The organism is Curtobacterium sp. 179-B 9B NHS, assembly GCF_045370965.1.
GTDB lineage: Bacteria > Actinomycetota > Actinomycetes > Actinomycetales > Microbacteriaceae > Curtobacterium.
On sequence record NZ_JBIQDQ010000014.1, the window covers coordinates 60,505 to 86,563 of the forward strand.

General features: G+C 71.7%; 24 protein-coding genes. 15 read left to right on the plus strand and 9 right to left on the minus strand.

From position 1 onward, the window contains the following. The first annotated feature begins 35 nt into the window (after window positions 1-35). Together ACH0A8_RS12305 and ACH0A8_RS12310 are read left to right on the plus strand one after the other, a co-directional pair. Window positions 36-737 carry a hypothetical protein gene (locus ACH0A8_RS12305; RefSeq protein WP_271825956.1) on the plus strand — a complete coding sequence of 234 codons (702 nt, stop codon included), beginning with the start codon at window positions 36-38 and terminating at the stop codon, window positions 735-737. Window positions 738-846: 109 nt separating this feature from the next. After that, window positions 847-1,689 carry an NAD(P)H-binding protein gene (locus tag ACH0A8_RS12310; protein ID WP_066653078.1) on the plus strand — a complete coding sequence of 281 codons (843 nt, stop codon included), beginning with the start codon at window positions 847-849 and terminating at the stop codon, window positions 1,687-1,689. A 267-nt stretch (window positions 1,690-1,956) separates the two neighbouring features. On the opposite strand, the gene ACH0A8_RS12315 is transcribed toward ACH0A8_RS12310, so the two are convergent. The 3 genes from ACH0A8_RS12315 to pepN form a co-directional block, all read right to left on the minus strand. Next, window positions 1,957-2,367, minus strand: a complete 411-nt coding sequence (locus tag ACH0A8_RS12315) for a globin (RefSeq protein ID WP_066657907.1) — start codon at window positions 2,365-2,367, stop codon at window positions 1,957-1,959. A 44-nt stretch (window positions 2,368-2,411) separates the two neighbouring features. Further along, a complete protein-coding gene (locus tag ACH0A8_RS12320; protein WP_251154765.1) occupies window positions 2,412-3,497 on the minus strand; it encodes a mechanosensitive ion channel family protein in 1,086 nt (361 codons plus the stop codon). A gap of 81 nt (window positions 3,498-3,578) precedes the next feature. Next, a complete protein-coding gene (gene pepN / locus ACH0A8_RS12325) occupies window positions 3,579-6,158 on the minus strand; it encodes an aminopeptidase N (RefSeq protein WP_406907288.1) in 2,580 nt (859 codons plus the stop codon). 120 nt (window positions 6,159-6,278) lie between these two features. Here pepN and ACH0A8_RS12330 point away from each other — a divergent pair, with 120 nt between their 5' ends. Beyond that, complete coding sequence (locus ACH0A8_RS12330; protein WP_066653084.1) at window positions 6,279-6,923, plus strand: DsbA family protein; 645 nt, start codon at window positions 6,279-6,281, stop codon at window positions 6,921-6,923. A 91-nt stretch (window positions 6,924-7,014) separates the two neighbouring features. On the opposite strand, the gene ACH0A8_RS12335 is transcribed toward ACH0A8_RS12330, so the two are convergent. Next, window positions 7,015-7,542, minus strand: a complete 528-nt coding sequence (locus ACH0A8_RS12335; protein WP_066653087.1) for a GNAT family N-acetyltransferase — start codon at window positions 7,540-7,542, stop codon at window positions 7,015-7,017. Here ACH0A8_RS12335 and ACH0A8_RS12340 point away from each other — a divergent pair. The 3 genes from ACH0A8_RS12340 to ACH0A8_RS12350 are packed head-to-tail and all read left to right on the plus strand — an operon-like array spanning window position 7,541 to window position 9,641. Then, window positions 7,541-8,194, plus strand: a complete 654-nt coding sequence (locus ACH0A8_RS12340) for a helix-turn-helix domain-containing protein (protein ID WP_406907289.1) — start codon at window positions 7,541-7,543, stop codon at window positions 8,192-8,194. The two genes, ACH0A8_RS12335 and ACH0A8_RS12340, sit on opposite strands and share 2 nt — an antisense overlap. A 10-nt stretch (window positions 8,195-8,204) precedes the next feature. Then, a complete protein-coding gene (locus ACH0A8_RS12345) occupies window positions 8,205-8,693 on the plus strand; it encodes a ribose-5-phosphate isomerase (RefSeq protein ID WP_251154769.1) in 489 nt (162 codons plus the stop codon). A gap of 18 nt (window positions 8,694-8,711) precedes the next feature. Beyond that, the gene (locus ACH0A8_RS12350; RefSeq protein ID WP_251154770.1) at window positions 8,712-9,641 is read left to right on the plus strand and encodes an Fpg/Nei family DNA glycosylase; all 930 of its coding nucleotides are present in this window, start codon (window positions 8,712-8,714) and stop codon (window positions 9,639-9,641) included. A 46-nt stretch (window positions 9,642-9,687) separates the two neighbouring features. On the opposite strand, the gene ACH0A8_RS12355 is transcribed toward ACH0A8_RS12350, so the two are convergent. Together ACH0A8_RS12355 and ACH0A8_RS12360 are read right to left on the minus strand one after the other, a co-directional pair. After that, on the minus strand, window positions 9,688-11,166 hold the full coding sequence (locus tag ACH0A8_RS12355; protein ID WP_406907290.1) for an amidohydrolase: 1,479 nt from the start codon (window positions 11,164-11,166) through the stop codon (window positions 9,688-9,690). Continuing rightward, window positions 11,163-11,816: an FMN-binding negative transcriptional regulator gene (locus tag ACH0A8_RS12360; RefSeq protein WP_406907291.1), complete on the minus strand. Its 654-nt coding sequence runs from the start codon at window positions 11,814-11,816 to the stop codon at window positions 11,163-11,165. Before ACH0A8_RS12360 ends, ACH0A8_RS12355 begins: the two co-directional genes overlap by 4 nt. Window positions 11,817-11,849: 33 nt before the next feature. Between ACH0A8_RS12360 and ACH0A8_RS12365 the strand changes: the two genes are divergently transcribed. The 4 genes from ACH0A8_RS12365 to ACH0A8_RS12380 all read left to right on the plus strand — a co-directional run bounded on the left by ACH0A8_RS12365 (window position 11,850) and on the right by ACH0A8_RS12380 (window position 16,609). Further along, complete coding sequence (locus tag ACH0A8_RS12365; RefSeq protein WP_406907292.1) at window positions 11,850-13,256, plus strand: serine hydrolase domain-containing protein; 1,407 nt, start codon at window positions 11,850-11,852, stop codon at window positions 13,254-13,256. A 94-nt stretch (window positions 13,257-13,350) separates the two neighbouring features. After that, entirely contained in the window at window positions 13,351-14,976 is a 1,626-nt protein-coding gene (locus tag ACH0A8_RS12370) for a sensor histidine kinase (RefSeq protein ID WP_406907293.1), read from the plus strand. A gap of 60 nt (window positions 14,977-15,036) precedes the next feature. Then, window positions 15,037-15,699, plus strand: a complete 663-nt coding sequence (locus tag ACH0A8_RS12375) for a response regulator transcription factor (RefSeq protein ID WP_271825946.1) — start codon at window positions 15,037-15,039, stop codon at window positions 15,697-15,699. Between the two features lie 22 nt (window positions 15,700-15,721). Continuing rightward, window positions 15,722-16,609, plus strand: coding sequence for a DMT family transporter (locus ACH0A8_RS12380; protein WP_081984730.1), 888 nt, complete (start codon window positions 15,722-15,724; stop codon window positions 16,607-16,609). 36 nt (window positions 16,610-16,645) lie between these two features. Here ACH0A8_RS12380 and ACH0A8_RS12385 read toward each other — a convergent pair whose 3' ends face one another. The 3 genes from ACH0A8_RS12385 to ACH0A8_RS12395 all read right to left on the minus strand — a co-directional run bounded on the left by ACH0A8_RS12385 (window position 16,646) and on the right by ACH0A8_RS12395 (window position 18,323). Beyond that, entirely contained in the window at window positions 16,646-16,798 is a 153-nt protein-coding gene (locus tag ACH0A8_RS12385; protein ID WP_158407736.1) for a hypothetical protein, read from the minus strand. Window positions 16,799-16,898: 100 nt separating this feature from the next. Continuing rightward, window positions 16,899-17,216, minus strand: coding sequence for a hypothetical protein (locus ACH0A8_RS12390; RefSeq protein ID WP_066653100.1), 318 nt, complete (start codon window positions 17,214-17,216; stop codon window positions 16,899-16,901). 48 nt (window positions 17,217-17,264) lie between these two features. Beyond that, on the minus strand, window positions 17,265-18,323 hold the full coding sequence (locus ACH0A8_RS12395) for a LacI family DNA-binding transcriptional regulator (protein ID WP_251159824.1): 1,059 nt from the start codon (window positions 18,321-18,323) through the stop codon (window positions 17,265-17,267). 103 nt (window positions 18,324-18,426) lie between these two features. Here ACH0A8_RS12395 and ACH0A8_RS12400 point away from each other — a divergent pair, with 103 nt between their 5' ends. The 5 genes from ACH0A8_RS12400 to ACH0A8_RS12420 all read left to right on the plus strand — a co-directional run bounded on the left by ACH0A8_RS12400 (window position 18,427) and on the right by ACH0A8_RS12420 (window position 26,031). After that, a complete protein-coding gene (locus tag ACH0A8_RS12400; RefSeq protein WP_406907294.1) occupies window positions 18,427-19,722 on the plus strand; it encodes an ABC transporter substrate-binding protein in 1,296 nt (431 codons plus the stop codon). Continuing rightward, on the plus strand, window positions 19,722-20,594 hold the full coding sequence (locus ACH0A8_RS12405; protein WP_058727596.1) for a carbohydrate ABC transporter permease: 873 nt from the start codon (window positions 19,722-19,724) through the stop codon (window positions 20,592-20,594). The genes ACH0A8_RS12400 and ACH0A8_RS12405 overlap by 1 nt, the downstream gene beginning before the upstream one ends. Further along, a complete protein-coding gene (locus tag ACH0A8_RS12410) occupies window positions 20,591-21,556 on the plus strand; it encodes a carbohydrate ABC transporter permease (RefSeq protein ID WP_200884135.1) in 966 nt (321 codons plus the stop codon). Before ACH0A8_RS12405 ends, ACH0A8_RS12410 begins: the two co-directional genes overlap by 4 nt. Beyond that, window positions 21,556-22,935 (plus strand): glycosyl hydrolase, encoded by a 1,380-nt coding sequence (locus ACH0A8_RS12415; protein ID WP_400427680.1) that lies wholly within the window; start codon window positions 21,556-21,558, stop codon window positions 22,933-22,935. Before ACH0A8_RS12410 ends, ACH0A8_RS12415 begins: the two co-directional genes overlap by 1 nt. Before the next feature lie 66 nt (window positions 22,936-23,001). Then, window positions 23,002-26,031, plus strand: coding sequence for an alpha-mannosidase (locus ACH0A8_RS12420; protein WP_400427678.1), 3,030 nt, complete (start codon window positions 23,002-23,004; stop codon window positions 26,029-26,031). Window positions 26,032-26,059: the final 28 nt, after the last annotated feature.

Here is a 26,059-nt window from a genome sequence, read left to right on the forward strand (position 1 = left end):
TCTACGAACCCGTCGCCGGTAGGATCGGTGTCGACATGGGCACCTCGTTCACGCTTCCCGACGCCGCTTCGCTCGGCGACCTCCGCACCTACCTCGGACGCGCTGCCCGGATCGAGGACGGCTCCGTGCGGCTCATCGCCGACTCCGGCGTCCTCGCCGTCTACGCCGCGATCCTCTACCCGGTCGGGCTCCTCGACGAGCTGCCGACCGTGCTCGGTCTCCGCACCTTCTCGCTGACCGAGCCAGCGACGATCGACGCGGTCGTCCCGCTCGCCTCCCTGCGGGAGCGGCTCCGTGTGCTGGCCGAGGAACAGGACGCCGCCGGTGCCGACGGTGCCGACCCGACGCGACCGACCCCGATCGAGGTCGGGCTGCCGCACGAGGTGAACACCGTGACGTGGGCCGCGATCTCGCCGCCCCGCGGGGGATGGGTGCCGCTGCCCGATGTCTCGCCGGAGCTGCTCCGCCGCGCTGCCCGCGACGGGATCGCCGAGGTCGCGGACGCCGTCCCGTCGAACGCCGGTGACGCCATCGTCCGCCGCATCCGCGCCGAGGTCTGGGGCCGTCCCGTCCCCGGGATCGAGCACGTCCCCGCAGCAGCCGGGTTCGCGGGGGAGAGCCTCGGCTTCCTCGGGCACGATCCGGTCCGGCTGTTCGAGACCGGCCCCTGGAGCCGCTTGACGACGTCGCGCGGGCACATCCTGGTGAAGCGACGCGCCTGGAGCCTCGACCACTAGTGCCGCCGCGGCACTGCCGATCCCTGCACGGTCGCGCACGAGCCCTCGTCCGTCCACACCTCCGACGGGCACCCGGTCAACGCCGTGAGCGGCATGGTTGGGTTGCGTCATGCACGTCTTCCTCACCGGCGCATCCGGGTACATCGGGTCATCAGTCCTCCGCGCACTCCTCGCCCACGGGCACCAGGTCACCGCGGTCGTCCGTTCCGACCAGAAGGCGCAGGCGGTCCGTGACGCCGGCGGCCAGGCGGTCGTCGGCGACCTGTCCGACACCGAGCTCGTGCGCCGACTCGCGCACGAGAGCGATGCCGTCGTCCACACCGCGTCGGCCGAGTCGGTGGACCCGGACTTCACGGCGACGGTGACCGAGGCGTTCTCGGGGACGTCGAAGCCGTTCGTGCACACGGGCGGCATCTTCACGTTCGGCGACTCGACCGACATCTCGGAGCAGTCGCCCGTCGACCCGCCGGAGCTCACGGCGTGGCGCGCCCCGATCGAGGCGCGGGTTCGCGCGAGCGACGCACGGACGACGATCGTCGCACCGGGCATCGTGTACGGCCGTGGCGCGGGCATCCCGGCGATGTTCGTCGGCGACGGGGAGCACGAGGTCCGGCTGGTGGGCGACGGGTCACAGCGGTGGACGACGGTGCACGTCGACGACCTCGGCGAACTGTACGTCCTCGCCGTGCAGCGCGGGGAGCAGGACGGCTACGTCGTCGCCGCGACCGGTGACAACCCGACCGTGCGCGAGATCGCCGAAGCGGGCGCGCACGGGTCGCCGGTCGTCGCCGAGAGTGCCGACGACAGTCGGGAGCGGCTCGGTCGCGCGTACGCGGACGCCCTGCTGCTGCACCAGGAGGCGTCGGGCGCGCACGCGCGCGCCGCCTTCGGCTGGAACCCGACCCGACCGACACTGGTCGAGGACCTCGCCAGCGGGTCCTCCGCCCGCTGAACCCAGGTGCGGGGCGGACGGGAGGCCCGTGGCGGCCCCGCCACGGGCCTCCCGTCCGCGTCCCGCCCGGCAGCGACCGCCACAGGACGAACCCGCTGTCCGGCTCGGCATCGAGCGGACCAGCCGGACACCGAGCGGACCGGCCGGATACCGAGCGGACCGGCCGGCTACCGAGCGGACCGGCCGGCTACCGAGCGGACCGGCCGGCTACCGAGCGGACCGGCCCGGGTTCGAGCGGACCGGCTCGGCATCGAGCGGCGAGGACGCTCAGTCGAACGTGTTCGTCATCGCGTGTGCCGCCCGGTCGAGGTACGCCCACAGTTCGGCCTCGTCGAGGGGCGCCAACCCCAGCGACTCGACGGCCTCGTGCATGTGGTGGAGCCAGCGTTCCCGGGCTTCGGAGGTGATGCGGAACGGGTTGTGACGCATCCGGAGCCGGGGGTGCCCGCGCTCCTCGCTGTACGTGCCGGGGCCGCCCCAGTACTGCTGCAGGAACGCCGACAGCCGCCAGATCGCACCGTCGAGATCGTCAGCCGGGTACATCGGCCAGATGACCTCGTCCTGCTGCACCCCCTCGTAGAAGCGTCGGACCAGCCGGTCGAAGGTGGGAGCACCGCCGATGCGTTCGTACAGGGAGCCGGTCGCGCTGGCGCCGTGCTCGCCGACGCGGAGCGTGATCGGCTGCGCCGGTACGCCGCCCCGGTCCGGAGGGGTGAGGTCGCTCACTGGTGGTCCTTCCCGGGGTCCTGGCCGCGGTCGGTGTCGTCGGTGCGGATCGCCCGTCCGAACAGGTTCCCACGCTTCCCGCCGCGCGACTTCGTCGGTGCGGGCGTCGGCTGCGTCCGGACCGACCGGAGGCCGTTGATCGAGGTGGCGTTCTCCCACCCCTCGGGCATGATCATCGCCATGGCGGGCAGTGTGACGCCGAGCTCGTCGACGGCGCGCTTCAGCCGCACGCGCATCTCGCGCCCGACGACGTCGAGCTCGGACGCGCGGGTCTTGACGACGAGACGGAACACCATCCCGGCGTCGGAGATCGACTGGAGACCCCAGATCTCCGGCTTCTCGACGATCCGCTGACGCCAGCGCGGCTCCTGGGACATCGTCACCGCGGCACGCAGCAGGGCGTCCTGCACGGCGTCGATGTCGGTGTCGTACGGGACGGTGATGTCGACCAGCACGCGCGACCAGCCCTGGGACAGGTTGCCGACGCGCAGGATCTGCCCGTTCGGGACGAACCACAGGATGCCGTTCACGTCGCGGATCTGCATGACGCGGAGTCCGACGTTCTCGACGACGCCGGTGGCCTGCCCGGTGTCGACGACGTCCCCGACGCCGGCCTGGTCCTCGAGGATCATGAAGACGCCGGACAGCAGGTCCTTCACGATGCTCTGCGCACCGACGGCGAGGCCCGCGGCGATCAGCGAGGCGCCACCGACGATCCCGACGGCCGCGCCCTGCCACACGGCGGTGACGATGACGATCAGCGCGATGACCACGACGACGACGGTCGCCAGGTTCTCGAGCACACTGCCGAGGGTCCGGGTCCGTTGCACGACGCGGGCGGTCTGCACCGGCGAGGCGATGAGTGCCTGGGTGTCATCGACGTTCTGGCGGCGCTTCGCCCCGTTGACCACCTGGTCGACGACGCCCTTGATCACGCGCCGGAGGATCAGCCGCAGGATGATCGCCGCGATCACCGTGATGACGATCGTGATCGGTGCTTGCCAGGTGTCGACGAACTGGGTGAATGCGTTCGACGCCCACTTCGAGACGTCGTCGGTCGTGTTCGCTGCCGAGTTCATCATCCGGACGATGCTAGAGGGCGAGGCCTCGGCGACCCTTGAGGATCACCGAGGCCCCGCCCCTGCACTGCCGTCGGACGAGGATCAGGCGTCGGCCGCCTGGACACGCAGCGCACGCTCGGTGCCCGCGAGGTTCTCGGACACGATGCGGCGGAGCGCCGGGGTCTCCGGGTGTGCCTCGAGCCACGCGTTCGCGGCGTCGCGGAGCTCGACCGACGCGAGCGGCGCCGGGTAGAGGCCGCTGACGATCGTGTCGGCGATGTGGTAGCTCCGCTCGGCCCAGATGCTGGTCAGCACGTCGAAGTACCGCGACACGAGCCCCTCGAGGACGACCGGGCTGTTGGTGTGCTGGAAGCCGACGGTCGTCTGGCGGACGATGGCGTTCGGCGCCTCGGACGAGTCGACGAGCGACGAGAACGCCGCGAGCTTGCCCTCGGCGGTCGGGATCGTCGCACGCGCCCGGGCGGCGGCCTGCTCGCCCGAGGCCGTCTTGTCGGCGGCGAGCTCGGCGTCGACCTCGGCGTCACCGGCAGCACCGGCGAGGACGAGGCCCTCGAGCAGCTCCCAGCGCAGGTCGGTGTCGATCTCCAGGCCCTGCAGTGTGACGGACCCGTCGCGCAGGCCCTGCAGGGTCGTGACGTGCTCCGGCGTCGAGGCGATCTGCGCGAAGAACTTCACGAACTGGAACTGGGCGTCGGACCCGGCCTCGGCCGAGGAGGCCAGCTGCCAGAGGGTGTCGCCCACGGTGCGGACGGTGGCGTCGACCTTCGCCGGTGCCACGTAGCTCCGGGCGGTCAGCAGCAGCTGCGAGAGCGTGGTGCGGATCGTCGTCGACTCGGTCTCGGTCGCGATGTTGCCGAGCACCAGGCGGACGTAGTCGCTCGCGGGCGACTCGGCGTCGCGCGTGGCGTCCCACATCGCGCCCCAGACGATGGAGCGGGCGAGCGGGTTCGCGATCGCGGCGAGGTGCTCGATCGCGGTGCGGCGGGACTGCTCGTCGAGACGGATCTTGGCGTAGGCCAGGTCGTCGTCGTTGAGGAGCACGAGGTCGCCGCGGTGCACGCCGACGAGCTCGGGGACCTCGGTGCGGGCGCCGTCGACGTCGATCTCGACGCGGTGCGTGCGCTCGAGCTTGCCGCCGGCCGACGCGGTGTCGGCACCGAAGGGCGCCGACTCGTCCGTCGTGAAGCCGTAGACGCCGATCGCCAGACGGTGCGGGCGGAGCGTCGGGTGGTCGGCCGGAGCCTCCTGCAGCACGGCGAAGGACGTGATCACGCCGGACTCGTCGACCTCGATCTCGGGGCGCAGCGTGTTCACGCCGGCGGTCTCGAGCCACAGCTGCGACCACTCGGACAGGTCGCGGCCGCTGGTCGCCTCGAGCTCGACGAGCAGGTCGCGGAGCTCGGTGTTGCCGTGGTGGTGCTTCGTGAAGTAGGCCGAGACGCCTGCGAAGAACGCGTCGATGCCGACCCACGCCACGAGCTGCTTGAGGACGGAACCGCCCTTGGCGTACGTGATGCCGTCGAAGTTGACCTGGACGTCCTCGAGGTCGTTGATCGTCGCGACGATCGGGTGCGTCGAGGGGAGCTGGTCCTGGCGGTAGGCCCAGGACTTCTCCATCGCCTGGAAGGTGGTCCACGCCTCGGTCCACTCGGTGGCCTCGGCGGTGGCGATGGTCGACGCCCACTCGGCGAACGACTCGTTCAGCCACAGGTCGTTCCACCACTTCATGGTGACGAGGTCGCCGAACCACATGTGCGCGAGCTCGTGCAGGATCGTGACGACCCGGCGCTCCTTGATGGCGTCGGTGACCTTCGAGCGGAAGACGTAGGTCTCGGTGAAGGTCACGCAGCCCGCGTTCTCCATCGCGCCGGCGTTGAACTCCGGCACGAAGAGCTGGTCGTACTTCTCGAACGGGTACGGGACGTCGAACTTCTCCTCGTAGTAGGCGAAGCCCTTCTTGGTCGTCTCGAACACGTACTCGGGGTCGAGGTACTCGGCGAGCGAGCGCCGCGCGAAGACGCCGAGCGGGATGGTCCGACCGTCGCGACTCGTGAGCTCGTCGCGGACGACCTCGTACGGGCCGGCGACGAGCGCGGTGATGTAGCTCGAGATCGTCGCGGTCGGGCTGAACGCCCACGTGGCGATCTCGCCGTCGACGTGGGGCTCGGGCGTCGGGGAGTTCGAGACGACCTGCCAGCGCGACGGTGCCGTGACGGTGAAGGAGAACTCGGCCTTGAGGTCGGGCTGCTCGAACACCGCGAACATCCGGCGCGAGTCCGGGACCTCGAACTGGGAGTACAGGTAGACCTCGTCGTCGACCGGGTCGACGAAGCGGTGCAGGCCCTCGCCCGTGTTCGTGTACATCGCGTCGGCGACGACCACGAGCTCGTTCTGCTCCTGCAGGTCGTCGAGCTGGATGCGCACGCCGTCGTTCACCGCGGCGACGTCGAGCGCCGAGCCGTTCAGGGTGATCGAGTGCACGGTCTTCGTGATCGCGTCGATGAAGGTCGAGGCGCCGGGCGTCGCGGTGAACCGGACGCGCGTGGTGCTGCCGAAGGTCTCGGCCCCGCGGGTCAGGTCCAGCTCGACGTCGTACGTCTGCACGTCGACGATCGCGGCGCGTTCCTGGGCTTCGGTTCTGGTGAGGTTCTCTCCGGGCACGGACGCTCCAACTTCGCTTGCGGCGCGGACGATCGATGTCCGCGGTGAGGGGATCCCGGCAGGCGTCGTGCGCCGTCGGGACGATGGGATCAGCCTAGCGAGCGCGCGTACGCTCGCAGCGTGACCGAGACGACTGTGGACAACACCGAGACCGCCCGCACCGCCGTGGAGTTCTGGTTCGACCCGAACTGCCCGTGGGCCTGGATGACGAGCCGCTGGGTCGGCGAGGTCGAGCGCCAGCGCCCGATCGACGTGACCTGGAAGGTGATGAGCCTCTTCGTCCTCAACGAGGACCAGGACATCCCGGACGATTACCGGGAGCGCATCCACACGGGACAGCTCTACCCGCGCATCGTCACCGCCGCGCTGCTCCGTCACGGCCAGGACGTCGTCAAGCCGCTGTACGACGCGCTCGGCGAGCACGTCCACCACCGCCAGGAGTCCGACCCCGACCAGGTCGTGCCCGCCGTGCTCCGCGAGCTCGACCTCGACGAGGACCTGCTCGAGTACGCGTGGACCGACGAGGTCGACCAGGCCGTCCGTGCGAGCCACCAGGACGGCATCGACCGGGTCGGTCAGGACGTCGGCACCCCGGTCATCGCCGTCGAGGGCACCGCGTTCTTCGGCCCGGTCATCTCCCCGGCGCCGAAGGGCCAGGAGGCGCTCGACCTGTGGGACGGCGTCGTCGCCGTCGCGAAGGTCCCCGGCTTCTTCGAGCTCAAGCGTTCGCGGACGGTCGGTCCGATCTTCGACACCGTCGAGTAGCCCGGCCGGCGTCCACGACGCGACCGGTGGACGGACGGACGGGAGGCGCGGTGCGGCTCCGCCCCGCGCCTGCCGTCCGTCCGACGCCCCGTCAGGACAGGGGCAACCGCATCAGGGTCAGGTCGAGCCACCGGTCGAACTTCCGCCCGACCTCGGGCAGCACGCCGACGGTGGTGAAGCCGAGTCGCTCGTGGAGGGCGATCGAGCCGGTGTTCGTCGAGCAGATGCCCGCCATCAGGACGTGCACGCCGGCCGAGCGGGCGTGCGCGACGAGCGCGTCCATGAGCACGGTGGCGATGCGCCGACCGCGGAACGCCGGGACGACGTAGACGCTGTGCTCCACGGTGTGCCGGTACCCCTGGTGCGGCCGGAAGGCGCTGTAGGTGACGTACCCGGCGACGGCGCCGTCGACCTCGGCGACCAGGACGGGCAGCCCGGCAGCCCGGCGCTCCGCGAGCCAGCCGTCGAAGTACTCCCGCGGGTGCGGCTCCTCCTGCCAGATCGCGGTCGAGTGCAGCACGGCGTCGACGTGCAGGGCGTGGACGACGTCGAGGTCACGCGGCTCGCAGTCGCGGACCGTGACCGAGGACGCCGACCCCGTCGCATATGCTGTCGCCATGTCTCAGATCGTAGACGACTTCTCGGCGACGGTGGAACCGGTCACCGAGCACCCGGACGACGCCGACCAGCGTCGCCTGGGGGAGCGACTGCAGCGCCTCCGCACCGAGCGGAAGTGGAGCCTGACCGAGCTCGCCGAGGAGTCCGGCGTCTCCCGCGCGATGATCAACCGCGTCGAGCGCGGGGTGTCCAGTCCGACGGCGACGATCCTCGGGCGGCTGTCCGGGGCGTTCGGACTCACGATCTCGCAGCTCCTCGACGAGGCACTCGACCACGAGGTGCCCAGGGCGACCGACCCGGACGAGGCGCGTGGCGTCCAGCGCGGGGTGACCGCCGACTCCTGGACCGATCCCGAGACCGGGTACCGCCGTCGTCCGGTCTCGAGCGCCGACTTCCCCGCGGACGTCACCGAGGTGCGCCTCCCGGCCGGTGCGCAGGTGGCGTACCCGGCGTCCGCCTACGCGTTCCTGCGGCACTGCATCTGGGTGGTCGACGGTGTGCTCGAGGTCGTCGTCGGCGACGAGCCCACCCGGCTCGGTGCCGGCGACCGCATCGAGCTCGGTGAGCCCGCCGACGTGGTCTACCGGAACCCCGGCGCGGAGCCCGTGCGGTACTTCGTCGTGGTGGTCCGGGCCCCTCGGGGCCGGGAATAGGATCGGAGCCATGCGCATCCACCTCGGAACGGACCACGCCGGCCTCGAGTTCACCAAGACCCTCGCCCAGCACCTCACCGAGGCGGGGCACGAGGTCGTCGACCACGGGCCGACCGAGTACGACGCGCTGGACGACTACCCCTCGTTCTGCATCAACGCCGCGCACGCCGTCGTGCAGGACCAGCGCGCGGGCGTCGAGGCGCTCGGCGTCGTCTTCGGCGGGTCGGGCAACGGCGAGCAGATCGCCGCGAACAAGGTGGAGGGCATCCGCGCCGCGCTGGTCTGGAACGAGTCGACCGCGCTCCTCGCCCGCCAGCACAACGACGCGAACGTCATCTCGATCGGCGCGCGCCAGCACACCGAGGAGGAAGCGATGCGCTTCGTCGACCTCTTCGTCGCCGAGCCCTTCTCGGGCGAGGAGCGTCACGCTCGCCGCATCGCGCAGCTGGCCGAGTACGAGACGACGGGGCACATCGCCGGTCGGCAGATCGACGAGTAGTCCGGGTAGACAGGACCGATGCCAGAGGGTCACTCCGTCCACCGCATCGCGAACCAGTTCTCCCGGCACTTCGTCGGCAAGCGCTGCGAGGTCTCCAGTCCGCAGGGGCGGTTCGCCGCCGGTGCCGCCCAGCTCGACGGCAAGCGCATGGTCGCCGCCCGGGCCGTGGCGAAGCAGATGTTCCTCGAGTTCGAGGACGACCTGTTCCTCCGCGTCCACCTCGGGCTCTACGGGGCGTGGGACTTCGCGGGCGTGATCTCGTCGGCCGAGGCCCTGTCCGAGGACGGCGACGGCGAGGAGTCGCTGTCGTCGATCGGCGCCCCGCGGCTCGCCCGGTACCGGATGGCCGAGCAGGAGAAGTCGGAGGACCCGATCGAGTCCTTCCCGCCGGACCCGGTCGGCCAGGTGCGCGTCCGCATCCTGACCGAGGACACCGTCGCCGACCTCCGCGGACCGACGGCCTGCGTCGTCGAGGACCCGGCCGGGGTGCAGCGCGCGCTCGACAAGCTCGGGCCGGACCCGATCAACGACGACGGCCCGGAGGCCGAGCAGACCTTCGTCGACAACGTCCGGAAGCGGAACGTCGCGATCGGGCAGCTGCTCATGGACCAGGCCGTCGTCGCGGGCATCGGCAACATCTACCGGGCCGAGCTGCTCTTCCGGCAGCGCATCGACCCGTACAAGCCCGGCAGGAAGATCACCGTCGAGCAGGCGAAGGCGCTCTGGCAGGACTGGTCGAAGCTGCTGCACGCGGGGGTCCGTGACGGCCTCATGCTGACCATGGACGACCTGTCCGAGGCCGACCACGCCAAGGCGGTGCGCTCGCGGAAGGACCGCCACTGGGTGTACCACCGCGAGGGGGAGCCCTGCCGGGTGTGCGGCACCGAGATCCGGATGGCGGACATGGCCGGACGCAAGCTCTACTGGTGCCCGAAGGACCAGGAGTAACGCCGGGGACCAGGAGGAGCCAGGGGACCAGGACGAGCCGGGGCCGCTACAGGTCGCGGTGCGTGAACCGTCCCGCGATCGCGGTCCCGAGCACCTCGGCGTGCCGCAGCGACGCCGAGTCGGCGACCGCCAGCGGGTCCGCGGCGAGCAGCACCAGGTCGGCGACGTCGCCGACGGACACCCCGACCCGACCGCCCTCGGTCGAGCCGCGCCACGCGGTCAGCGCCGCCAGCCGCTCGGACGGGTGCCACGGTGTGCGTCCGTCGCGGTCCCGCCCGACCGCGGCCGCCATCGACACCCACGGGTCGAGCGGCGCCACGGGAGCATCCGACCCGAGCCGGAGCTCCGCACCGGCCCGGTGCAGCGACGCGAACGGGAAGGCCCGGTCGGTCATGCCCGCCCAGTACCGGTCCGCGATGTCCCGGTCGTCCATCGCGTGCTCGGGCTGGACGGACGCAGCGACCCCGAGCCGGGCGAACCGGTCGACGTCGGTGTCGACGAGCAGCTGGGCGTGCTCGATGCTGCCCCGCGCGCCCACGGCCTCGAACACGTCGAGCGCGAGGGTGTTCGCCCGGTCGCCGATCGCGTGCACGGCGGGGACGAGTCCGGCGTCGACCGCGCGCCGGACCATCGCGACGAGGTCCTCGAACGGGTACGCGAGCACCCCCTCGCCCGACGTCAACGCGGCGGTCCGGGTGCCGAGCGAGCCGTCGGTGATCACCTTGAACGGACCCGTCCGGACCAGACCACGGGTACCGTCCACGACGTCGCCGGTCCGGAGACCACGGGCGATCGCCGCGTCGAGGTCGCCCGGGTACACCCCGCAGTCCACCCGCAGGCCGTCGGTGCCGGCGCGGACCCGTCGCGTCCAGCGGTCGAGTCCGGACACCATCTCGAGGTCGACGACACGCGTCACGCCGCGGGCGGTCGCTGCGTCGACCGCCTCCGCCGCCCAGTCGTCGAGCACGTCGTCCGGCACCCGGGACAGCACCGCGGTCACGTCGAAGGCGTCCTGCTCGCGCAGGACCCCGTCGTCCCCGGCAGCGAGCGGCCGTCCGACGAGCGCCGAGCAGTGGGCGAGCGCGAGCGCGTTGCACCACACGGCGTGCAGGTCGGCGCTGATGACGACGACCGGGAGGCCCGGTGCGGCTCCGTCGAGCAGCTCGCGTCGTGCGGGGCGCGGCCAGGTCCCGTCGCGGTAGCCGTGGCCGACGAGCACCAGGTCCGACACCCCGGTGCGCGCGACCGCGGCGAGCGCCTCGGCCGTCGCCTCCGCCGACGTGCAGGCGGACACGTCGACGCGCCGGCGGACGAGGGCCCACTGGTCGAAGTGCACGTGGTGGTCGACGAGCCCCGGACCGAGCCACGCGCCGTCGGTCTCGACGACGTCGGTGTCGGCGCCCGTGGGCGGGTCGAGCGTGCCGGCGGGGGCGACCGCGTCGACGCGGCCGCCGACGATGCGGACGTCGCACGGCGCGCCGGAGGTGCCCACCCGGCGGACGGTGCGGAGCAGGACGTCGGTCACGATGCCTCCCGGTCATCCTGGCGCGCCACCTGGGCGCGTTCGACGGCGTCGGCGAGCGCTGGCGAGGCGTACGGGCCGTCGCCGCGGAGCCCGGCGACGATCCGCTCGACGACCTCGGGAGCCTTGTTCTGCGAGAGCTTCGCGCGGGCGTCGAACCGGGTGACCCGGATGCGGATGCCGACGGTGCCCTTCGCCGCGCGGCGGGCGGTCGCGGGGTCGACGTCGAGGGACACCGGCTCGGGCATCACGCGCTCGAAGTGGTCGACCAGCTCGCCGAGCACCCGGAAGTTCTCCTCGTCGGACAGGATCTCCGGCGTGCCCCAGCAGTGCGCCGTCACGTGGTCCCAGGTCGGGACGAACTGCTCCGGTGGGTACCAGGCGGGGGAGACGTAGCCGTGCGGGCCCTGGAACACGACGAGGACCTCGTGCTGGCCGAGCTCGTGCGCGACCTCGTCCGGTCGGCCGACGTGCGACACGAGGACGAGCGCGTCGGGATCGTCGTCCGGTCCCGGCGCCTCGAGCAGGAACGGGTAGTGCGAGGCGACGAGCCCCTGGGCGGTGTGCGACACGATCGTCGCCCACGGGTACCCGTCGATCAGACGTCGCACCTCGTCGACGTCGGTCATGAGGAAGTGGGGTGTGTGCCGCATGCGACGAGCGTGGCACATGCGAGGCTGGTCGGCATGGAGAAGCGCGCCGCGTACGAGTCCGTCCTGCCCTACGTCCGTGAGTGGATCGACTACAAGGTGTGGCAGCTCCGGCTCCCGGGCGTGCAGGTCGCGATCGGATTCGAGGACGAGGTGCTGTTCTCCGAGGCCTGGGGTCACGCGGACGTCGAGGCCGGACGGCGCCTGACGACCACGGACCTGTTCCGGATCGCGTCGCACTCGAAGACCTTCACCGCGACCGCGCTGCTGCAGCTCGCCGACGCCGGCGCGCTGCGGCTCGACGACACCGTCGGGTCGTTCGTGCCCGCCCTCGTCGACGCCGGGTCGCCGATCGCCGACGCGACGGTGCGCGAGCTCATGGAGATGGGCGGCGGTGTCGTGCGTGACGGTGCCGACGGCGACCACTGGGCGCTCGACCACCCGTTCCCGGACGCCGACCAGCTCGTCGCGCTCGTGGTCGAGGGCGGCGCGAAGGTCCCCGTCGGCTCGGCCTTCAACTACTCGAACCTCGGCTACGGCCTGCTCGGACTCGTCATCGAGGCCGTCACCGGCACGACCTACGCCGAGCACGTGCGGCGTGCGATCGTCGAGCCGCTCGGACTCACCGGCACCGGGCCGGAGTACGACCCGGCGCGCGAGGACGAGTTCGTCGTCGGCTACACGGGCCTGCACACCGCCCGCACCCGCCAGCGTGTCCCGCACGTCACGACCGGGGCGCTCGCCGCGGCGACGGGCTTCCACGGCACCGCGTCCGACCTCGTCCGGTACTTCTCGGCGCACGTGCCCGGCCGGGGTTCGCTGCTGTCCGACCACGCGAAGCGCCTGGCGCAGCGGAAGGCCTGGAGCGCGCTCGACACCGATCCGGCCGCGCGGGGCTACGGCGCGGGCTTCATCGTCGACCGGATCGGCGGGCGCGAGGTCCGTGGGCACTCCGGCGGCTTCCCCGGCCAGATCACCCAGACGGTGTTCGACCCGGCGTCGTCGCTCGTCGTCTCCGTCCTGACGAGCAGCGCGACCGGCCCGGCGGGGATGCTCGCGACGGGCATCGTGCACCTGCTCGACGCCGCGGCCGACGAGCACGCCCCCGGTCCCGAGCTGCCCGAGGGCGTCGACACCGACCGGTACACGGGACGGTTCACGACGTTCGAGGGCATCACCGACGTCGCACGGGTGGGGGACCGGCTGCTCGCGATCGACCCGACGCAGCCGGTGCCGACCGAGTCCCCGGTGCGCCTGGCCGTCGTCGACGAGGACACGCTCCTGATGGCGTCGGGGAACCGCTTCGGCTCGGTGGACGAGCGGATCACCTACGCGCGCGACGAGACCGGCGCCGTCGTGTCGTTCCGCGGGGACAGCGGCATGACGCACCGCCCGTGGTCGGTCCCCGAGGAGTCCCCGGAGGTCGCCGCCGCCCTGGTCTGACGGCGCGACGGGCACAGGGGGTGGGGACAACCCCACCCCCGATCCGGGAGACGGCAGGATGGGACGCGGGGACGGGCTCCGTGAGGCTGGACCCATGACCGACACCGACCGCCTCGACCAGGCCGAGACCGTCCCGCTGGACGACCACGCCGCCGATCGTGCACAGACCGTCCCGCTCGACGGAGCCGTGCCCCAGGGAGCCACGAAGCCGATGCCCGAACAGCCCCGCACGCCCGACGGCGGCCCGTCCTCGGCGCCCTCGGGATGGGGTGCGACACCGACCACGGGGCGGGCGGCCGCTCCGGGGGAGCAGCCCTTCGCCGCCGCGGGTGCAGCGGGTGCAGCGGGGCAGCAACCCTTCGCCGCCGCGGGCGCGCCGGGGAGCGGGGGTGGTGCCGGCTCCGGCATGACCGCCGGTCGCTTCTACCGCGAGGCCTGGCGTCGCCTGCCGCGCGACTTCGGCTACATGGCGCTGACGGCCGTGCTGCTCTGCACGCTGTACGCGGCGTTCCCCGCGGCGCTGTTCGGGCGGGGCCTGCGCGACCTGTTCAACCCGTTCGTGCTCCTGATGTTCTTCATCGCGCTGTTCGTGGCGCGGTGGCTCGGCCAGTTCGAGAAGACCCGCATCGGCTGGGCCGACCCCCGGCCGATCCGTCCGGTGGACTGGACGCCGCGGTGGCAGCAGAACTGGTGGACGCGCACCGGGTCCGCGGTGGCGAACCCGCACTACTGGCTCTACCTGCTGCACGCGGCCGTGGTCTACCCGCTCGCGGCACTCGTGACCGTGGGAGCCGGTGTCGTGCTCCTCGCCGGGTTCGCTTGGCCGTTCGTGGTCGCCGTCGCCTGGGGCTTCCTCGGCGTGGGCGGCATGTACCTGCCCAGCTCGGACAGTGGTGCGCTGCTCGCGATCGGACTCCTCGGCCTGCTGTCGATGGCCGCGTCGGTGGCGCTCCTGCCCCTCTGGGCACGTGGCTCCGTGCTCGCCCACTACTGGATCGACCTCGGTCTGCTCGGCGGCTTCCGTGCCGAGCAGCTCGAGCAGCGCGTCGCCGGGCTGCAGGCCTCCCGCGCGGGTGCCGTGACGGCCGAGGGCCAGGCTCTGCGCCAGATCGAGCGCGACCTGCACGACGGTCCGCAGCAGCGGCTCGTCCGGCTCCGCATGGACCTCGCCGCTGCCGAGCGCGCCTTCGACCGCGACCCGGAGAAGGCGAAGCGGCTCATCGGCGAGGCGACCGAGCACGCGCAGGACGCCCTCGACGAGCTCCGCGCCCTGTCCCGCGGCTTCGCACCGCCGATCCTGCTCGACCGCGGACTCGTGGCAGCGCTCGAGGCACTGGTTGCCCGGACGCCGATCACCGTCGGGCTCGACGTCCGCCTGCCCGAGGGGCTCGAGCTCGCGACGGAGATCCAGCGCAACGTCTACTTCACGGTGAGCGAGCTCCTGACGAACACGACGAAGCACGCCGGTGCCTCGACGGCCGGCGTGTACCTCGGGCTCATCGTCGACGCCTCGGGCCTCTGGTACCTGACGGTCAGCGTCACCGACGACGGCCGTGGTGGCGCACGACCGCAGGAGGGCCACGGCATCGAGGGCCTGATGGGTCGGATGCGCGCCCTCGACGGCGAACTCGTCGTGAACAGCCCCGAGGGTGGTCCGACCGAGGCCACCGCCCGGATCCCGCTCGGAGCCCTGAACGGCGTCCCCGTCGTCCGCGGGTGACGGCGTCGGGAGCGGCCCGGCGCCACCGTCGGCGCACCCGCTCCCACTAGGCTGGTCGGCATGAGCGACGGCCCGGGTGCAGCACGCATCCGGGCCGTCGTCGTCGACGACGCGGTGCTCCTGCGCGAGGGGCTCGCCCGCGTGCTCGACGAGGCCGGCATCGACGTCGTCGGCCAGTACGCCGACGCGGACGCCTTCCTCGCCACGCTGCCCGACGGTGCCCCCGACGTGGTCGTCATGGACGTGCGGATGCCGCCGACCTTCACCGACGAGGGTGTGCGCGCCGCCGTCGCCACCCGCCGCCTCGCACCCCGCACCGGGGTCCTGCTGCTGTCCCAGTACGTCGAGGCCACCTACGCCGAGGACGTCCTGGCCGCCGGGGCGACCGGCATCGGGTACCTGCTCAAGGACCGCGTGACCCGGCTCGAGGAGATCGACGACGCCGTCCGGCGCATCGCCGCGGGTGGCACCGTGCTCGACCCCGAGGTCGTCACGCAGCTCATGGGTCGCCGGCGGGACCCGCTCGCCGCCCTGACGCCCCGCGAGCGCGAGGTCCTCGGGCTGATGGCCGAGGGGCGCACGAACGCCGCCATCGCCCGTGCGCTCGTGATCGGCACCGGAGCCGTCGAGAAGCACGTGTCGAGCATCTTCGGCAAGCTCGCCCTGGAGGACACCGGTGAGGACCACCGCCGCGTCCTCGCCGTGCTCGCGTACCTCGGCTGACCCGACGCATGGCGACCGCACCGTGACCCGCGTCCCCGCACCGGTGCTCGCCCTCGCCGCGATGCTCTCGGTGCAGATCGGTGCCGCGCTGGCGAAGACCCGCTTCGACGAGGTCGGGTCGGTCGGTGCCGCTGCGCTCCGGCTCGTCATCGGTGCGCTCGTGCTCCTGCTCGTCGTGCGCCCGCGCGTCCGGCACTGGACCCGCGGGCAGTGGACGGCCGCGGTGCTGCTCGGCCTCGCGCTCGGCGGGATGAACGTCTTCATCTACGTGGCCTTCGCGAGCATCCCGATCGGCGTCGCCGTGACGATCGAGTTCCTCGGGCCGCTCACCCTGTCGCTCGCGCACACCCGACGGTGGCGGGACGTCACGTGGGCGGCCCTCGCGCTCGCCGGGGTCGTGCTGCTCGGTGTCGGTCCGGCCGCGGTCACCGCGGTCGGGGGCGTCGTCGCCGCGATCGCCGCTGCCGCGTGCTGGGCGGGCTACATCGTGATGAACCGGCGGGTCGGTGCCGCCATCCCCGGGGTCGACGGGCTGGCGGTGTCGATGGTCGTCGCGATGCTCGTGTCGCTGCCGACCGGACTCCGTCCGGCCGTCGACGGCGTGGTCGGGGACCCGTCGCTGCTGCTCGTGTTCGCGGGTGTCGCGCTGCTCTCCACCGTGCTGCCGTACGCCCTCGAGATGCTCGCGCTCCGCCGGATGCCCACCCGGGTGTTCGGTGTGCTGCAGAGCCTCGGTCCGGCGATCGCGGCCCTGGCGGGCCTCGTGGTGCTGCACGAGGAGCTCGCGGTGCAGGAGGTCGTCGCCCTGGCCTGCGTGAGCGTCGCCAGCGTCGGGGTCACCCTGTCGGCGCGACGCGGTCGCGCGCGACCGGACGCGGGTCGGACGGGAGGCGCGGGGCAGGTTCCCTGACGTCGGGGACGTCCGTCGTGCCTCCCGGCCGACCGCCTACTCGGCGCGCAGGAAGTCCGCGTACGTGGGTTCCGACTGCACACCCGACAGCAGGGCCGGATCGTTGATCCGGCGCTCGACGTAGGCCGCGATGACCTCCGGCGGGGTGAGCACGTGGGCGACCCAGGACGGCACCTCGTTCCTCTTCACAGTGCCTCCTCTCGTCGGGTCGTGGCCGTCGAACTTCTCGATGATCGTGTAGTTCGACGAAGCGGTACGGGCAGAACGATCCTCGTGATGCGGGTGGAAGTCAATGCGGTGCGTTCCCCGGATGCCGTGGGTCGGCGCGGAGCGTGCGGTGCTTCACGGCCGACCGCCAGACCCAGGCGTCGGCCTGCTGCCCGAACTGCGCCCACTCGACGAGCACGGCGTCACGGGTCCAGCTCTTCGCGAAGCCCTTCACACGGATGTGGAACGTGGGGAACTGGATCCACGCCCACACGGGTGCAGGGGTGACCGCGTGGCAGACGTCGGGCCCGCGGGCATCCTCCGACAGGGAGTAGGCGCGCGGGCGTTCGACCTCCGGGTGTTCCGGGGGCTGCCACCGGTTCTCGCGACGCCGTCCCACAGGGGTATTCGAACGTGTGTTCGAACCGGCGTCAAGTCAGCCGCGCGGTCAGCGTGTGGAACGGCCGCCGTGCGGGCGTGTCGGTGCGCGACCGGTGGAGTCGCGCACGCTCAGGGTCAACGAGGGGCCGGGGCGTGAGGGCAGGACCGCGCCCGAGTCGATCTGCTCGCGCAGGAGCACGGCGGCCCGCTGCCCGAGCTCGACCGTGTCGCGGGTCAGGGACGTGATCGCGGGTCGCACGAGGCGGATCATCGCGGAGTCGTCGAACGAGACGATCGACACCGCGCGGGGGACCGCGATCCCCATCTCGCTCGTGACGCCGAGGCCGGCGACGGCGAGCACGTCGTTGTCGTACACGATCGCGGTCGGCCGGTCGGTGCCGGACAGCAGCGTCCGCGTCGCACGGGCGCCGGCCTCCGCGGAGTAGTCCGTCGGGATCGACACCGTCCGCTCGAGCCCCTCGGTCGCGGCGAACGTCTCGAGGCGCGCCGTGCGCATCGCCGTGTGCTCGAACTCCGGAGGACCGGCGACGTGGGCGATGCGGCGGTGACCGAGGGCGTGCAGGTAGCGCAGGACGGTCTCGGTGGCGTCGGAGTCGTCGATCCAGACGCTCGGCGCCGCACCCGCCGGTGACGGGTGGGACCCGACGACGACGGCCGGCATCCCGAGCTCGGCGAGCAGGGCCAGGCGGTCGTCGTCCTGTCTCGGGTCGATCACGACGACGCCGTCGACCCGGTGGCCTCGCCACCAGTCCCGGTACGTCTGGAGCTCCTCGTCCGCATCCCGCGCCACGAGCAGGGTCATGCCGACGTGGGTGCCCGCGAGACCGAGCTGGATCCCGGAGATCAGGTCGCCGAAGAACGACTCCGTCCCGAGGGTGCGTGCGGGCCGGTTCAGCACGAACCCGATCGAGCCCGCCCGGGCTCCACCGAGCGCGCGCGCCGCGGTGTGCGGCTGCCAGTCGAGCTCGCGCGCGATCTCCTGCACCCGTCGACGGGTCTCCGGGGAGACGCCCGGTCGGTCGTTGAGCGCGAACGACACCGCGCTGATGGACACGCCGGCTCGGGCGGCGATGTCGGCGATCGTCGTCCGACGCTTCGGTTGCACGGGGTTGACTATAACGCTTTAGTCCCGCACAGTGGCACGCAACCCGGTTGCAGCACACGACGGCTGAACCGCTTGAGCAGGATGACGAAGGAGTCACAACGCCATGAGGACCACACCACGACCGACGAGGGGCCGCGCGGCAGCGCTGCTCGCGACCGCGGCGGCCACCGCCCTCGTCCTGACCGGCTGCTCGAGCGGCAGCAGCGGCGCGACCGGCGGAGGGAACGGCAAGGTCGAGGGCACCATCACCCTGCAGACCTGGGCGCTCACGCCGACCTACACGGACTACCTGCAGGGCGTCATCGACGGCTTCGAGCAGGAACACCCCGACGCGAAGGTGAAGCTGCAGGACCAGCCGGGCGACGGCTACGCGGACAAGGTGCTCAGCCAGGCGTCGTCGAACTCGCTGCCGGACGTCATCAACCTGCCGCCGGACATCGCGCTGCCGCTCGCGAAGCGCGGGTTCCTGCAGGACGTCTCGAAGGACGACAGCACGCTGAGCAGCACGTACGTCGCCGGCGCGTTGGACTCGTACGAGTACAAGGGACTCGACGGCACCTACGGCTACCCCTGGTACCTCAACACCGACGTCGACTACTGGAACTCGACGATGTTCGCGAAGTGCGGGCTCGACGCGGACAACCCGCCGAAGACCACCGACGAGCTGTTCACGCAGGCGAAGACCATGCACGAGAACTGCCCGGACGACTACCTGATGAGCCGGAAGCCCGGGCTCGGCGACTTCACGCTCGCCGGCGTCAAGGTGGTCAACGGGGACGGGACGAAGTTCACGTTCGCGGACTCGTCGAAGGCCGCCGACCTGATCGACCGGTACAGGACGGCGTACCAGGACGGCTACATGCCGTCGAACGTCCTCAACAGCGACTACCTCGGCAACTCGACGCTCTTCACCCAGGGCAAGGTCGCCTGGACCACCGGTGGTGCGACCGCGCTCGCCGACATGGAGAAGAGCAACCCGTCGCTCACGGGCAACGTCACCGTCAGCCCGGCGCTCGACACCCCGCCGCTGTACGTGCAGGGCCTGTCGGTGTCCAGCAAGTCGAAGCACCTCGCCACCGCCGAGGCGTTCGCGCAGTACATGACGAACGCGAAGAACCAGGAGGCGTTCGCCCACCAGGTGAACATCTTCCCGTCGACCGTCTCGTCGCAGGCCGACCCGTACTTCTCGAAGGACGACGGCACCGTGAACGGCAAGGCCCGCGTGCTCGCGAACGAGGCGCTCGAGGAGGCGAAGGTCCTCAACCCGGTCGAGGCGAACTCCGCGATGACGGACTTCCTCGACCAGCAGATCGCCCTCGCCATGAAGGGGCAGGTCTCGCCGGAGAAGGCCCTGCAGACCGCGCAGGACAAGATGAACTCGCTCCTGGCCAACGGCTGATGCGCGCCAACCGCTGGTTCACGCCCTGGCTGCTCGTCCTGCCGGCACTCGTCTGGCTCCTCGCGTTCAGCCTCTGGCCGTCGATCAACACCGTCCGGTTGTCGTTCACGAACGCCAGCCCGCTCGGGGGCGTGAGCCAGTGGGTGGGCGTCCGCAACTTCCAGACCCTGCTCGCCGACCCGCAGGTGTGGGAGGCGTTGCTCAACAGCGTCATCTACATGGCGATCTGCCTGCCGCTGCTCACCGTCCTGCCGCTGCTCATCGCGGTGCTCGTGCAGCAGAAGCTCCCCGGGATCGCGTTCTTCCGTACGGCGTACTACACGCCCGTGATCGCCTCGGCCGTCGTGGTCGGGCTCATCTGGACGTGGATCCTCGACGACCGCGGCGTGGTGAACGAGATCGTGAAGGCGCTCGGTGGCGCGGGCATCCCGTTCCTCACCGACCGATGGCTGCTGCTCATCAGCGCGATCAGCCTGACGGTCTGGAAGGGCCTCGGCTACTACATGATCATCTTCCTCGCGGCGCTCGGGAACGTCGGCAAGGACCTGCACGAGGCCGCCGCCCTCGACGGTGCCGGGTCGGTCCGCCGCTTCTGGTCCGTGACCATGCCCGGTGTCCGCGGCACCATGACGCTCGTCGGCATCCTGGTGTGCGTCAGCGCGCTCCGCGTGTTCAGCGAGCTCTACATCCTCACCAACGGTACCGGCGGACCCGGCGGGCAGGACAACTCGCTCGTCATGCTCATCCAGCAGTACGCCCGCGGCTTCACCGGCAACCTCGGCTACGCGTCCGCGCTCAGCCTGCTGCTCTTCGTGGTGACGCTGGTGCCGATGCTCGCCCTGGCGCGCATGAACAGCAAGGCGGACAAGTGACGAACACGACCAGCACCACGGAACCCGTGATCGGGGGCGCCGCCGGCGTCGCCGCACCCGCACCGGACGTGACCGGCGCGACGGCACGCGGACGCGCCTCCGGTCCGACACCGCGGAAGCGCCGCCGGGTCTGGGGCGTCATGTCCACCCGTGAGAAGGTCGTCCGCTACGTCCTGCTCGTGGTCGTCCTCTTCATCACGATCGGCCCGTTCCTCTGGCAGTTCTCCACCTCGCTCAAGGGTGCGGGCGAGGACATCTACACCGCGAACCCGTCGTTCATCCCGAGCGAGCCGACGTTCGACAACTACCTCAAGGTGGCGGCGGCGATCCCGGTCTTCCGGTACATCGGCAACTCGCTGCTCGTCGCCGCGATCGACGTGTTCGGCAACATCGTGTTCGCCACCCTCGCCGGGTTCGCCCTCGCCCGCCTGCAGTGGCGCTTCCGGAAGCTCGTGCTCGGCCTCTTCCTGGCCACCCTGGTGCTGCCGGGCGAGGCGACGATCATCAGCCAGTTCGTCACGGTCAAGGACCTCGGGCTCGCCGACAACCTGGTCGGCGTCGCGCTGCCGGGCATGATCGCCGCACTCAACGTGCTGCTCATGTTCAACGCGTTCCGGCAGATCCCCGAGGAGATCGACCAGGCCGCGGTGGTGGACGGCGCGAACGCGATGCAGCGCCTCCGGTACATCTCCCTGCCCGCCGTGCAGGGGACCATCGCGGTGATCGCGATCTTCTCGTTCATCGGTGCGTGGGACGACTTCCTCTGGCCGCTCATCGTGCTGCAGTCGCCCGAGAACCTCACGCTGACGGTGGGACTCCAGTACCTGCAGGGCACGTTCGCGACCGACCAGCGCATGATCGCCGCAGGCACCATGATCGCCTTCATCCCGATCGCCGTGATCTTCGCCGTCCTGCAGCGCTTCTTCTTCAAGGGCGTCGAAGAGGGCGGGGTGAAGGGCTGATGCGCTTCGGTGTCAACCACACCCCGTCGGTCGGCTGGTTCCACTCGTGGCTCGACTTCTCGCCGGCGGACACCGCGCGGGACATGGAGCAGATCGCCTCGCTCGGTGCCGACCACGTGCGGATCTTCCCGCTGTGGCCGGTCGTCCAGCCGAACCGGACGCTCATCCGGGAGGCGGCGTTGCGCGACGTCGCCACCGTCGTCGACATCGCCGGCTCCTTCGGGCTCGACGTGAACGTCGACGCGCTGCAGGGGCACCTGTCGAGCTTCGACTTCGTGCCGTCGTGGCTCGACAGCTGGCACCGCCGGAACATGTTCACCGATCCGGACGTGGTCGCGTCGACGGCCGCGTACGTCGAGGCACTCGCCGCGGCGGTCGCCGACAAGCCGAACCTGCTCGGCATCTCGATCGGCAACGAGGTCAACCAGTTCGCGCACGCACCGCACCCCGCACCGCACGACATCACCGCGGAACAGGGACACGCGTGGGCCGCGGCGATGGTCGCGGCGGCGCGGCGCGGGCTGTCCGGTGGGTCCACGGTCGGGTCGTCCGCCGGCCGGGAGGCACCACCCGCGTCCGCCTCGTCGGCTCCTGCCGCCCCCGGGTCGCGTCCTGCGCCGCTGGTCACCGTCGCGCAGTACGACGCGGCCTGGTACGACGACACGCAGCCCTTCGGTCCGGCCCACGCGGCGGACCACGGCGACGCGACGGTCACGCACTCGTGGGTGTTCAACGGGTCCGCGGCCCTGCACGGCGCACTCGGCGCCGGGTCGGTGCGGCACGGGGAGTACCTGCTCCAGCTCGCCGCGGCCTGGAACCGTGAGCCCGGTCGACCGAACTGGCTGCAGGAGGTCGGCGCCCCGACGAACGTCGTCGACCCGGCCGACGCCGCCGCGTTCACCGACCGGACCATCCGGCACGTCGCCGGCGCCCAGGACCTGCTCGGGGTGACCTGGTGGTGCTCGCACGACGTCGCACGGTCGCTCGCCGACTTCCCGGAGCTCGAGTACGACCTCGGGCTGTTCACGAACGACGGCCGGCTGAAGCCCGCGGGCGAGGCGTTCGCCGCCCTGGCCCGGACCGGTCTGCCCGCCTCAGCGGCGCCGCCGACCACCGCGGTCGTGCTGGACGACGTGCTCCCGGACGGCTCGCCCCGGTACGGGGTGCGTGCGGACTGCGCCCCCGGTGGCCGGTTCGCGGCCGCGTGGCTCGCGTGCGCCGAGTCCGCCACGGACGGCCGCGGACCCCAGGTCGTGCTGCGTTCCCGGCTGCCCGACACCGCGCACACCGCGGCCAGGGGCATCAGGAGCACCGTGGAGGTGCCGGACGACCTCGCCGGCACCGCGCTGTCGATCGCCCACCCCGCGACGATGCCCTGACCCCGGCCCACCACGGCCCACCGCCCCGCCCGACCACGCCCCGATCCGTCCACCCGGAAGGACCCCATGCACGACGACATCCCCCTCACCACCGGACGCGCCCGACGGGTCCTCGACGAGCGGATCCTGCCCGCGGTGCACGCGACCGCGGTGCCGCTCGGAGCCGCCTGGCACGAGCTGCCCGGTGAGCCGGTCCCGCCCGCCGCCGGTCTGCAGCTCGACTTCACGCCGTACGAGGTGGGGACGCCGTGGGGCGCGGCCTGGGGCACCACGTGGTTCCGGCTGTCCGGCACGATCCCGCAGGAGTACGCCGGGCAGCGCGTGGAGGCGGTGATCGACCTCGGCTTCGACGAGAACATGCCCGGGTTCCAGTGCGAGGGGCTCGTGTACCTGGCCGACGGCACGCCGGTGAAGTCGATCAACCCGCGGAACCAGTGGGTGCTCGTCACCGAGCGGGCCGAGGGCGGCGAGACCGTCGAGCTCTTCGTCGAGGCCGCGTCGAACCCGGTGCTGCTCGACTACCACCCCTTCCTGCCGACGCAGGAGGGCGACGTGCAGACCTCGTCGTCGAAGCGGCTGTACACGAGCCGCCGGATGGACCTCGCGGTGTTCGCGTCCGAGGTGCACCACCTGTCGCTCGACCTCGAGGTCCTCCTCGAACTCCAGGCCCAGCTGCCCGACGGCCCGCGGCGGATGCGGATCCTGCAGGCACTCGACGACGCCCTCGACCGGCTCGACCTGCAGCACATCGTCGGGACGGCAGCGGACGCCCGCGCCGCACTCGCCGACGTGCTCGCCGCGCCCGCCGAGGCCTCGGCGCACACGATCTCGGCGATCGGGCACGCACACATCGACTCCGCGTGGCTGTGGCCCGTCCGCGAGACGATCCGGAAGGTCGCCAGGACGACCTCGACGATGACCGAGCTCATCGACCAGACCGACGACTTCCTCTACGGCATGTCGAGCGCGCAGCAGTACGCCTGGATCAAGGAGCACCGGCCCGAGGTCTACGCTCGGGTGCAGGCCGCGGTCGAGGCGGGTCGTTTCCTGCCGCTCGGCGGCATGTGGGTCGAGTCCGACACCGTGATGCCGACGGGCGAGAGCATCGTGCGGCAGTTCTCGCAGGGACAGCGGTTCTTCGAGCGGGAGTTCGGCATCCGGCCGAAGGGCGTCTGGCTGCCGGACAGCTTCGGGTACTCGCCGGCGCTGCCGCAGCTCATGCGCCGCGCGGGCTTCGAGTGGTTCTTCACCCAGAAGATCTCGTGGAACCAGGTGAACAAGTTCCCGCACCACACCTTCCTCTGGGAGGGCATCGACGGGTCGCGGGTCTTCTCGCACTTCCCGTCCATGGACACCTACAACTCCCGGCTCTCCGGGGAGGAGGTCGCGAAGGCCTCCCGCCAGTTCCGCGAGAACCGCCTCGCCACGGGGTCGATCGCCCCGGTCGGGTGGGGTGACGGTGGCGGGGGCACGACGCGCGAGATGACCGGCACGGCCGAACGCCTCGCCGACCTCGAGGGCAGCGCGAAGGTCCGGTGGGAGCACCCGGACGCGTTCTTCGACCGGGCGAAGTCGGAGCTGCCGGACCCGCCGGTGTGGGTGGGGGAGCTGTACCTCGAGCTGCACCGCGCCACGCTCACCAGCCAGCACCAGACGAAGCAGGGCAACCGCCGGTGCGAGCAGCTGCTCATCGAGGCCGAGCTCTGGGCCACGACCGCCGCGGCACGCACCGGGTTCGTGTACCCGTACGACGAGCTCGACGCGCTCTGGCAGCAGGTCCTCCTGCAGCAGTTCCACGACATCCTCCCCGGCACCTCGATCGCCTGGGTGCACCGCGAGGCGGTCGCGAAGTACGCGGAGACGGCCGCAGCCCTGACCGCGATCATCGAGGACGCGCTGTCGGCACTCGCCGGCCCCGGGACGGAGACCGTCGTCGTCAACCCGGCCCCGGTCCTCCAGGCCGGTGCTCCCGCGCAGGGTGCGCTCCCGGCGACCGACGTGCCCACCGCGGAGCCGGTCTCGCTGGCCCGGCAGGACGGCGGGTACGTGCTCACCAACGACCTGGTGCGGATCGTCGTGACCGCACAGGGGCTCGTCACGAGCGCCGTCGACCTGGCCACCGGACGCGACGCGATCGCCCCGGGGCAGGCCGCGAACCTGCTGCAGCTGCACCAGGACTTCCCGAACATGTGGGACGCGTGGGACGTCGACCGGTACTACCGGAACCGGGTCGAGGACCTGGTCTCCGTCGACTCGCTCGACGCATCGGTCGACGCCGCCGGGATCGCGCGCATCGTCGTGTCGCGCTCGTTCGGGGACTCCACCGTCACGCAGGAGATCGTGCTCGCGCCCGGTTCCCGCACGCTCGAGTTCGACCAGACGACCGACTGGCACGAGACCGAGAAGTTCCTCAAGGTGGCGTTCCCGCTCGACGTCCGCGCCGAGCACACGGTCGCCGAGACGCAGTTCGGCGCGCAGAAGCGCGTCACGCACACGAACACCTCGTGGGAGGCCGCGAAGTTCGAGACGTCGATGCACCGCTACGTGCTGGTGGAGGAGCCCGGGTTCGGGGTCGCCCTCGTGAACTCGTCCATCCACGGCTTCGACACCACCCGTGACGCCGTCGACGGCCACGTCACCACCACCGTCCGGCTCTCGCTGCTCCGCGCACCGCGCTTCCCCGACCCGGAGACCGACCAGGGCGTGCAGACCCACCGGTACGGCATCGTCGTCGGGACGGACCAGCTCGGCGCGACCGCGGCCGGCATCGTGATGAACGCCCCGGCACGGCGCCTCACGGGCGCCCACGGGTTCGAGCCGCTCGTGCAGGTGTCGGGCGACGTCGTGCTGTCGAGCGTCAAGCTCGCCGACGACCGCTCGGGCGACCTGGTCGTCCGCGTGTACGAGCCGAGCGGGCGGCGGGGGACCGGCGGCATCGCCGTGGCCGAGCCCGGCGTCTTCGGCGACCCGGTCGAGGTGACGCTGCTCGAGGAGGTCGACGACGCCCTGCCGGGCGTCGCCGCGCTCACCGACGGTGTCGCGGCCTTCCCGGTCGACGCGTACGAGGTCCGGACCTTCCGCTACCCGCGCGCCTGAGACCCCCGCCGCCGGGGGTTCGGGATCC